At 63.7% G+C, this 9,460-nt stretch carries 8 protein-coding genes; 5 read left to right on the top strand and 3 right to left on the bottom strand.

From position 1 onward, the window contains the following. Positions 1 to 244: 244 nt before the first annotated feature. On the bottom strand, positions 245 to 463 hold the full coding sequence (locus QOL62_RS19320; RefSeq protein WP_020818471.1) for a hypothetical protein: 219 nt from the start codon (positions 461 to 463) through the stop codon (positions 245 to 247). 552 nt (positions 464 to 1,015) lie between these two features. On the opposite strand from QOL62_RS19320, the gene QOL62_RS19315 reads away from it, so the two are divergent. From QOL62_RS19315 to QOL62_RS19300, 4 genes are read left to right on the top strand one after another with little or no spacing between them, the layout of a single operon-like run. After that, positions 1,016 to 1,306 carry a hypothetical protein gene (locus QOL62_RS19315; protein WP_089221411.1) on the top strand — a complete coding sequence of 97 codons (291 nt, stop codon included), beginning with the start codon at positions 1,016 to 1,018 and terminating at the stop codon, positions 1,304 to 1,306. After that, the gene (locus tag QOL62_RS19310) at positions 1,296 to 3,605 is read left to right on the top strand and encodes a type IV secretion system DNA-binding domain-containing protein (RefSeq protein WP_089221410.1); all 2,310 of its coding nucleotides are present in this window, start codon (positions 1,296 to 1,298) and stop codon (positions 3,603 to 3,605) included. The genes QOL62_RS19315 and QOL62_RS19310 overlap by 11 nt, the downstream gene beginning before the upstream one ends. Positions 3,606 to 3,608: 3 nt before the next feature. Next, the gene (mobF, locus tag QOL62_RS19305; protein WP_283407274.1) at positions 3,609 to 6,641 is read left to right on the top strand and encodes a MobF family relaxase; all 3,033 of its coding nucleotides are present in this window, start codon (positions 3,609 to 3,611) and stop codon (positions 6,639 to 6,641) included. Between the two features lie 46 nt (positions 6,642 to 6,687). Next, entirely contained in the window at positions 6,688 to 6,888 is a 201-nt protein-coding gene (locus QOL62_RS19300) for a hypothetical protein (RefSeq protein WP_089221408.1), read from the top strand. Between the two features lie 113 nt (positions 6,889 to 7,001). Here QOL62_RS19300 and QOL62_RS19295 read toward each other — a convergent pair whose 3' ends face one another. Then, entirely contained in the window at positions 7,002 to 8,012 is a 1,011-nt protein-coding gene (locus QOL62_RS19295) for a 2-hydroxyacid dehydrogenase (RefSeq protein WP_089221407.1), read from the bottom strand. A gap of 158 nt (positions 8,013 to 8,170) precedes the next feature. On the opposite strand from QOL62_RS19295, the gene QOL62_RS19290 reads away from it, so the two are divergent. Beyond that, complete coding sequence (locus QOL62_RS19290; RefSeq protein ID WP_089221406.1) at positions 8,171 to 8,566, top strand: cupin domain-containing protein; 396 nt, start codon at positions 8,171 to 8,173, stop codon at positions 8,564 to 8,566. 29 nt (positions 8,567 to 8,595) lie between these two features. On the opposite strand, the gene QOL62_RS19285 is transcribed toward QOL62_RS19290, so the two are convergent. Next, positions 8,596 to 9,460: bifunctional aminoglycoside phosphotransferase/ATP-binding protein (locus QOL62_RS19285; RefSeq protein WP_283407273.1), on the bottom strand; the 865-nt coding region annotated here is incomplete at its 5' end.

Genomic DNA, 9,460 nt, shown 5'->3' with positions numbered 1-9,460 from the left:
ATGTCGTGGCGGACGAGGAGGCCGGCTACATCACCATCGACGAGGGCGATTACGGCGCGCTGCCGATGACGATCATAGACCGGATCGTCCACAGCGTGCCGGGCGGACGGCTTGACGAATTCTGAGACAGATGGGGAGGGGCGCGTCTGCGCCTCTCCCTTTTTTTGCTGTGGGGTCAGAACGGACATGGAGGGCATCGAGCCCTCCATGTCCGTGCCGCGAGCATGCTCGCGGCGGGGGCTGTTCACGCCGTCAGGCGCTTTTCCACTTCGTCTATCCCGAGGCTCCGAATCCGGCCGAGAAGGTTCCCCAGCCGCTTTGTCTCGAGTTTGAGAAGACCGGTCTTCTCGATGGCCTGAATGGCTGCCTCGCGTTCCTTCTCTTCCAGTCTTTGCCGCCGCTCTTCGAGCTTGCGGACATCCTTTTCGATCGCGGCTCTTTCCTGTTCCAATGTGCGTGCCATGAAGGGCCTCTTGGTTCACGCTGATCGGGCTATGAACCGCGACACTATAGCCTCTCGCGACCGGCCTCGAAAGCGGAACGTCGCCGATGTTTTTCGGTGCACTTTTCCTCGTGCAAACAAATCCCATCAGCGTCGTTCACAACGCTAAGACGCGCAGACTGGCAGTCTCGCTTCGCGTAATCACGCCTTGCACGCCGTTCCGTCCAAAGGACGGCGAGGCGCCCCGCCGAAGGCATTTTTCATCCCAGACCATCTGTGTCACATGACGACCCGAGGGTGGAGATCTGCCCTGGTACAGAGCAGCACACCGAACGCACCAGGGTGCATGGACTTTGACAGCGATCCCAATAGGTTAGCGGCGCCATGGGCTGTGTGCTGCTGTGGGACAGCATCCGGGAGGCGGAAAGCACCGCTAAAATCCGCCATTTCAGCGTGTTACGTCAGAACACAGCGCGCCCGTCGCTCGCGACTTCCTTGCCCTCCTGGCGCGGCTGCGCTATAAGGTGGATCGGTTTCTGAGACCCCACCAGCCTCCCTGCTAGGAGGCCTGGTTTGACGACCCCCAACAAGCATTGCACGGTCCGCCTCGACCGGAGCAAATATGATCGCCTCGTCGAGCTCGCTGCCGAACGTGGTTGCACGCTGACCGACCTGCTCCGCGCGGCCGTCGACAACTTCCTGTCATCCGGCCAGCTGCTGACCTCCAGTCAGCGCCGTATCGCACGGATCGGCGAGTTCCAGCACCTCGCGCTCGACATCATCATCCGCGAACAATTTCCCGAATATCGCGACCGTATCATCGCGGAAACCGACAAGCGCCTGGAGCTCTACCATGGCGCGTAAGGACGACATCCGCACCGATGGCAGAGCCATCCCGCTGACCCATCACAGCGCGCGTGGCAAAGTGCAGCGCAACTCAGGCAATTTCACCCGCGGCAGCCAGCTCATCACCCATGAGATGCTCATGTGGTTCTCGGGTGCGAAACTGCCTTTCATCCTCTGGTTCTTCGCCTTCCTCGGCGCCTGGTTCATCATCATGTCGATCAAGCTCGACGAGCACGGTTTCCAGCTCGTCTGCATGAAGGTCTACGCGACGCTCTGGAACTGGATCGACCTCGATCCAAACAAACGCGTCAACGTCACGTTGCCGAGCGGCGACATCATGCGAACGGTGATGCAGGCGGTCCCTTATATCCCCGAAGTAATCAAGGCTTGGAGCACCGCGATGCGCGGTCTCCTGGGAGCCTTTCTGATCTCGATCTTCGTGACCATTCCGGTGGCCATCTGGTTCGTCGATCTGTCGCATCGGCGGGGGCGTTCGATCCTTCAGGAACGGCACGAACGCGGGGCGATGCTCGTGGCCCGCGACATCCTTCAGGCCGAGATCAGCCAGCACAATCTCGAGAAGTTCGAGGAGGAGGCGCGCGATCTCTTCCCCGGCATGTCCCCTGCCCAGGTCCTCCGCCTTTCTTTCGGCAAGCGGAAGGGGGCGGGAATCCATCATCCTTACACGCTCGCAGGTGTTCCGTTTCCACACCGGACCGAGCAGTCCCACGTCATGCTCATCGGCACCACCGGCTCGGGCAAGACCACCGAGCTCAGGAGCCTTGTGACGCAGATGCGCGAGCGCCAGGACACCGCCGTCATCTTCGACCTCACCGGCGCCTATGTCGAAGCCTTCTATGACCCCGCGCGCGACACGATCCTCAATCCCATGGACGCGCGCTGCCCGGCCTGGTCGATCTTCAACGACTGCCGCACGCACAGCGAGTTCACCGCTGCTGCTGCTGCCCTGATACCGTCGGATGGTGGTTCGTCCGAGCCCTTCTGGGCGCTCGCCGCGCGCACCCTCTTCATCGAGATGTGCATCCGCTTGATGGAGCGCGGACAGACTACGAATCTCGCGCTGTCCGAGAACCTGATGACCGCCGACCTGAAGCGCGTTCACCGCTTCCTCGCCAATACCATCGCAGACCCGCTGACCGCGCCGGAAGCTGCGCGCATGGCGGAATCGATCCGCGCGGTCTTCAACACCAACGCCCAGGCCTTGCGCTTCCTCCCTGACGACGGCGAGCCCTTCTCGATCCGCGACTGGATCTGCGGGGAGAAGAAGCCGGGATCGATCCTCTTCGTGACGTCGAGCTATGTCGATCTGCCGATGAACCGGGCGCTGCTGACGCTCTGGATGGACCTCGCCATCAACCGCCTGATGACGCTGCCGCGCACACGTAGCTTGCGGACCTGGTTCATGTTCGACGAGCTCGGCGCGCTTCACAAATTGCCGGCGATCGAAAACGGTCTTCAGACCGCGCGCGCGTTCGGTGGTGCAATGATCCTCGGCATCCACAGCTTCGAGAAACTCGTCGAGGTCTATGGCGAGCAGGGCGCGAGAAATCTTGCCTCGCTCGCCCGCTCGAAACTCATTCTCGCGACCGCCGATCTCGACACGGCCGAGCAATGCGCACGCTATATTGGCAACCGCGAGGTCCGCCAGATGGATGAGGCCTATAGCTACGGCTACAACAACACGCGCGACGCCTCGACGCTGACCCCGCGCAAGCAGGTCGAGCCGCTCGTCATTGCCGACGACATCACCAACCTGCCCTCGATGCACGGCTTCGTGAAATTCCCCGACGGCTTTCCCGCCGCGCGGATCTTGCTCGAGTGGAAGGACTATCCCCAGGTCTCCCAGGGCTTCGTCCAACGGCCCGATATCGGGCCGGTTCGGTCGAAGCGCGGAGAGGAAGCGTTCGAGGAGGACGGGGCAGGGGAAGCGGGCGGACGGGACGGCGCCGGGCAGGTGATCGAGGAAGTGTCCGAAAGCACCAATCTCGCGAAGGATCTGGCCGCGCGCATCCTGTCTGCCGAGGTCGAGGAAGTGGACGATGCTGCGAGCCGGGCCGCCCAGCGTGCCGACGATCGCGATGAGCAGACCGCGCCCACGCTACACGCCGCGGACAGGGCCCAGGCGGGCCGCGCCAATGGCGAGGAGCAGCCGGTCGCGACGCGCGAGAGGGACCGGGGAAGCGAGCGGCGGACCGATACGCCGCGAGCGCCCCAGGTCGAGGATCTGACACCGGTCGAGCTGCGCCAGGCCTTCCACCCAGGCCGCGGCGACGACGGCGTCGACATGGGGATCTGATCCATGCTGTCGGTCGCCGCCGTCCGCTCCGCATCCGGCGCCGCGAACTACTTCGCAAAGGACGACTATTATACCGTCGAGGGATCGTCCGAGGCCACCGCCTGGGCGGGGGAGGGCGCCGATGCGATCGGGCTGTCCGGCGAGGTCTCCAAGGAGGCCTTCGAGGGCGTGCTCAACGGCATCCTGCCGAGCGGCGAGGCGGTCGCGCAGGTCGAAAATCGGCGCGCCGGCGTCGACCTTACTTTCTCGATGCCGAAGTCCGCGTCGGTCATGGCCTATGTCGCCGGCGACAAGCGCGTGCTCGGCGCCAACATGGCCGCGGTCAAGGCGACCATGGCCTGGGTCGAGAAGAACCTCGCCGAGGGGCGGCGCGATGTCGAGGGCCGCAAGGTTCCGGTCCAGACCGGCAATCTCGTCTATGCACTCTTCCAGCACGATACCAGCCGGGCGCTCGACCCGCAGGCGCATATCCACGCCGTTATCGCCAACCTCACCCGCATGCCCGACGGCAAATGGCAGGCGCTGCATGCCGACAAGATCTGGAGCCACAACAGCATCATCGGTTCGATCTACCACGCTTACCTCCGTTCCGAGCTCGAGCGGATCGGCTACCAGCTCGACATGAAGGGCAAGCACGGCACGTTCGAGATCGCCGGCGTGCCCAAGGCGGTGATCGCCGAATATAGCCAGCGGCGCGAAGAGATCCTCGACCGTGCGACCCAGCTCGGGATCAAGTCGCCCGAGGGTCTGCGCGAGATCACCAAGCGGTCGCGCGATCCCAAGCTCGATGTCGAGGACCGCGCCGCGCTGAAGCAGGACTGGGTGGACAGGGCCGCTGCGCTCGGGTTCGACGGAAAGGAATTGCGCGCGGCGGCCGAGGCGCGCGCAGGGCTGACGCCGTCCGAAAATGCACTCGAACGCGGCTACCGCGCGATCGTCGATGCCGTCGATGGCGCCCGCCAGACGCTGGGTGCGCTCCTTCGCCCCCAGGACCCCTTGGTGGACAATGCGCTTGCCCGAGCGGTCAGGTCGCCGGCCGAAGCGCGCGCGCAGCTTGGCGTCGCGTCCGCCGTGCGCATCCTTTCCGAACGCGAAGCCGCCTGGCCCGTCGCTCTGCTCAGCAAGACCGCGCTCGATCTCGGTCTCAAGGGCGTCACCGTCGATATGATCGAGAAGCGGATCGACCGGCTCGTGACGAACCGTCAGCTCATTCCGGGCGTCGCGACGGCAGCGGACCGGACGGGCCGCATGGTGACCACGCAGGAGGCGCTGCGCACCGAGGAGAGGATTCTTGGCGCGGTCGATGAGGGCAAAGGGAAAGCCGAACCGATCGTCGCGGCGGCCGACGCGCCGCAGCGCCTGCAGGATGCGGCGGCGCTTCCTCTGAACCCGGGACAGCTTGCCGCGGCGACGATGATCCTCTCCTCGGCCGACCGCACGGTGTCGGTCCAGGGCGTCGCCGGCGCGGGCAAGTCGACCATGCTGCAGGCGGTGGCCCGGGTTGCGGAAGCCGAGGGGCGCGAGATCACCGGCCTCGCATTTCAGAACAAGATGGTGGCGGACCTCGCCGAAGGGGCCGGGATCAAGGCGCAGACGATCGCCTCGTTCGTGCTTGCCAACGAGCGTTTCATCTCCGAGCGCGATACGCCCCGCTACGAGGCGGCGCGCGAGAAGCTCGCCGGCACCATGCTGATCGTCGACGAAACTTCGATGGTGTCGTCGAACGACATGCTCAAGCTCCACCAGATCACGGCAGCGGTGGGCGTCGACAAGCTGGTGCTGGTCGGCGATCGCCAACAGCTCTCCTCGATCGATGCCGGCAAGGCCTTCGCGATGATCCAGGCGGGCGGTGGCACCGTGGCGCGGATGGACCAGAACATCCGCCAGCGCACCGACCAGCTGCGGACGGTCGCCGCTCTCGCCAATATCGGCAAGGCCGGCGCGGCGATGAAGGTGCTGGGGGACCATGTGGTCGAGACGGCCGAGCCAGCCGCCGCGGCGGCCGCCATGTGGCTGGCGCTGGATCCGGCCGGGCGGGAAGCAACCGCCGTCTTCGCCTCGGGCCGCGATGCGCGCGCCATCATCAACTCGGCGATCCAGGACGGACTCGTCGCCGAGGGCAGCGTCAAGGGACAGGGCATCCACCTCACCGTCTACGAGCGGGTCAACACCACGCGCGAGGAGCTGCGCTATGCCTCGACCTACCGGCCGGGCCAGACGCTCGAGGTCGGCCGCGGCGGTGCGCAGGATGTAGGCATCAGGGCCGGTCGCTACGACGTCCTCAAGGTCCATGCCAATGGCAAGGTCGAACTCGCCGAGGGCCGTCGCAAGTTCCGGTTCGACCCGCAGAAGCTGTCGCCGACCGAACAGCGCGATCGGCTCCAGCTCTCGGAGAAGAAGGATCTGCAGCTCCGCGAAGGCGATCGCATCCGCTGGACCGCCAACGACAAGGAGCGCGGCCTGCATAACGCGGCGCTCGCTCGCGTCGTCGGCGTCGATGCCGACGGGGTGAAGGTCGAGACCGCAGACAAGTCGCTCCTGACGCTCGGGCTCGGTGATCCCATGCTCTCCAGGCTCGACCTTGCCTACAGCCTCAACATGCACATGGCGCAGGGGATCACCACCGACAAGGCGATCACCGTCATGTCCGCGCACGAGCGCAACCTCTCGAACCAGCGCCTGTTCAACGTCGGCGTCACCCGCGTGCGCGACGAGCTCACCATGATCGTCGACGACAAGGAGAAGCTCGAGCGCCAGCTCGATATGAATCCAGGCAACAAGACCTCTGCGATGGAGACGCTTGGTCGCCTCGACATCGATGGGAAGAAGGGGACGTCCCCCCACGACAAGTTCGATCCCGGGCCGATCGAGGGCGTCGATCTCACGGACCTTCCACCCCTGCCCACCGACCTGCCCCCGTTGCCAGATGGGGCAGTGCCGGCGGCGAAGGATCCGCAGCGCCCACCCGATCTGAATCCTGATCGCGGCGACGTGCTGCCGCCGCTGCCGGAGCGAAGCCTGGGTCTCGATTTGTAGCTTGAAGCCGCCGGCGAGGGGCCGGCCGCAATGAAGGAGAAATCCCATGGGATGGGAATTCGAAGAAGCCGGTAAGTTCGGCAGTGAGAAGGCGGCCGACGACTATGCCCGGCGCAACAATATCGACCCTCGCGATGTCCATATCGCGCGCAAGGGCGATGAGGTCGAGCTTAGCATTCGCCGCTCCGCTCTCGATCGCCGAGGCTTGCGCGATAGTCATGAGGGCAGGCGGGATGGCTGGAGTTGAGGGGGGGCCTCGCTCTCCTGTTGCCGGCATGGAGAGACTATGTCAGTCGCTGCACCATGTTCGCCCTTAAGGCTCGGGGAGGGGGTCGCGCTGTATCCTACGACTATCGATCCTCAGGCCAGGAGTTCCGTTCCGATCTGATGTGCTGTCTGACCGCTCTCTTCGAAGCTCGAGATGTTGTGGATCGTGGTCTCCGCGATGGCTGTGAGCGCCTCGCGGGTGAAAAAGCCCTGATGGCCTGTAATGAGGACATTCGGGAATGTCAGGAGGCGCGCGAAAACATCATCCTGCAGCATGGTTTCCGACAGGTTTCGGAAGAAGAGATCACCTTCTTCTTCATAGACATCGAGGCCCAACGCCCCAATCCTTCCCGACTTCAATCCGGCGATGACAGCGCGGGTATCCACGACGGCTCCCCGGCTCGTATTGATCAGCATCGCACCCTCGCGGATCAGCTTGAGCGAGTTCGCATTGATCAGATGATGCGTTTGCGGCGTGAGCGGGCAATGGATGGTTACGATGTCGGATCGTTCCATCAGCTCGGGGAACGGCACGTAGGTCACGCCCCGCTGCTCGAGGGTCTCATCCGGGACTGGGTCGAAGGCCAATAGCGTGCATCCGAATCCTTGAAGGATATGGGCCACGAGCGTTCCAATGCGGCCGGTCCCCACAATCCCGACTGTTCGGTTGCCGAGGTTGAACCCAAGCAGGCCGTCCAGCGCGAAGTTCCCTTCCCGGACCCGGACATAGGCCCGGTGCAGCTTGCGGTTGAGCGACAGGATGAGCGCGACGGTGTGTTCGGCAATTGCTGCGGGGGAATAGGCTGGTACGCGCGCGACGGCGATCTTCAGCGCCTCAGCCGCTTCGAGATCGACATGATTGAAACCGGCGCATCGCAAGGCAATCAGTTTCGTCCCTTGGCCGTGAAGCGCGGCGAGCACGTTTCGATCGAGGTGGTCGTTGACGAAGGCGCAGATCGCATCCGATCCCGCCGCCAGCGCCATCGTCTGCTCCGAGAGGCCGGCGTCGAAATAACGCAAGGCGTGCGAATTTCCAGCCGCCGCGTTGGCCAGATCGAGAAATTCCCGATCATAGCTGCGGGTGCTAAAAACGGCGACGTCCATCTACCTGCTTCTCCTGGCCGCAGTGTGCGTGTCCTAAGTATGATCCCGGACAGACAGCCATGTCGATCCGGGGCAAGCGTCACCACACTTTGTCATAATCCGTCAGCAGGATCACTCTCTGAAGCGAATCTCGCGGGCAGATCAGGAAGGACATCACAATGCAGGGATTTATCGGCGACATCGAAAATCTGACCGAGGATAATGAGGACTTTCGCCGTGTTCTCTACACGGGCCGAAATCTGCAACTCGTGCTCATGGCTTTGAAGCCCGGTGAGGAAATTGGGCTCGAAATACACGATGATCGTGACCAGTTCTTTCGGGTCGAGAAGGGCAGCGGCGAGGTTCTCATTGATGGCGTTCGCACGGCCATCAAGGGCGATGACGGCATCATCGTTCCTGCCGGGGCCGAGCACAATATCGTCAACACCGGCGACAAGCTGCTGCAGCTTTACACCATCTATGGGCCGCCGGAACATATCGACGGTACGATCCATCGCACGAAGGCCGATGCCGAAGCGTCGCACGAACATTTCGACGGCCGGACAACGGAATAGACGGGTTCCGCTCGGCCCGGATTGGACGATCAGCGGTCTCCTCCGAGGAGGATTGTTCGCACCTTGCCTGCGACGACCTCGCGTGCGCCGTCCGCTCTTACCTTGTGCCAGTCAACACTGCCGATATCATAATGTGCCTGCGCTTCGGCCACGACGGCATCGGCATCCGAGGCATCGTTCGCGCGCGTCGTGATTCGTTGTTTCAACAGATCGGGCGCGGCTTCGAGCCAGATACCCTCGAATGGAAGGCCCTGGCGCCGTGCGATCCGACCGATCGCATCGCGCTCCACCGGCCTTGCAAAGACCGCGTCCGCTATCGCGGCCTGCCCGGCGTGCAGGGTGTGACTGGCCAATCGTTCCAACTCGCCATAGACTGCCGCGTTTGCTGTCGAGGTATAAGAGGCACTGGGAAGCGGGGTTTCCGGCGGAACGCCCGCCAGCCGCTTGCGCAAGACATCCGACCTTAGAATTCGGGCACCGGGAGCCCGACCCAGACATGGAGCCACCAGCCTGGCAATGGTCGACTTTCCGGTTCCGGAAAGCCCGCCGATCGCGACGAGGCGCGGCGGCACGGGAACGAGCAGCTTATTGGCGAGCGCCAGATAATGCCGGGCCTTGTACGCTAGGTCCGAGTCCGGTGTCCCCGCCGCTTGTGCCGCCAAGGCATGGGCCCGGATGGTCGCGCGGATGGAAAGAAACAAGGGGAGGAGCGCTATGCCCGCCTCATCCTGCGGAGAAATGTCCAGATAGCGGTTCAGCAGCAGATTCGCCTGCGTTTGAAGCCCGCGCGCCCAAAGATCCATCAACAGGAAGCCGAGATCGTAGAGCACATCGGTCGTTGCAAGCGTCGGATCGAACTCGAGGCAATCGAACAAGACAGGCTCATCGTCGATC

This window comes from Novosphingobium panipatense (assembly GCF_900182875.1).
Classification (GTDB): Bacteria; Pseudomonadota; Alphaproteobacteria; order Sphingomonadales; family Sphingomonadaceae; genus Novosphingobium; species Novosphingobium panipatense.
Note: the sequence above shows the minus strand (reverse complement) of the source record. Positions and strands in the feature narration are given on the sequence as shown.

Coding starts and splice junctions, on each gene's coding strand:
- QOL62_RS19320 (WP_020818471.1), bottom strand. CDS start 463: ATGGCACGCACATTGGAACAGGAAAGAGCCGCGATCGAAAAGGATGTC.
- QOL62_RS19310 (WP_089221410.1), top strand. CDS start 1,296: ATGGCGCGTAAGGACGACATCCGCACCGATGGCAGAGCCATCCCGCTG.
- QOL62_RS19295 (WP_089221407.1), bottom strand. CDS start 8,012: ATGGACGTCGCCGTTTTTAGCACCCGCAGCTATGATCGGGAATTTCTC.
- QOL62_RS19290 (WP_089221406.1), top strand. CDS start 8,171: ATGCAGGGATTTATCGGCGACATCGAAAATCTGACCGAGGATAATGAG.
- QOL62_RS19300 (WP_089221408.1), top strand. CDS start 6,688: ATGGGATGGGAATTCGAAGAAGCCGGTAAGTTCGGCAGTGAGAAGGCG.
- mobF (WP_283407274.1), top strand. CDS start 3,609: ATGCTGTCGGTCGCCGCCGTCCGCTCCGCATCCGGCGCCGCGAACTAC.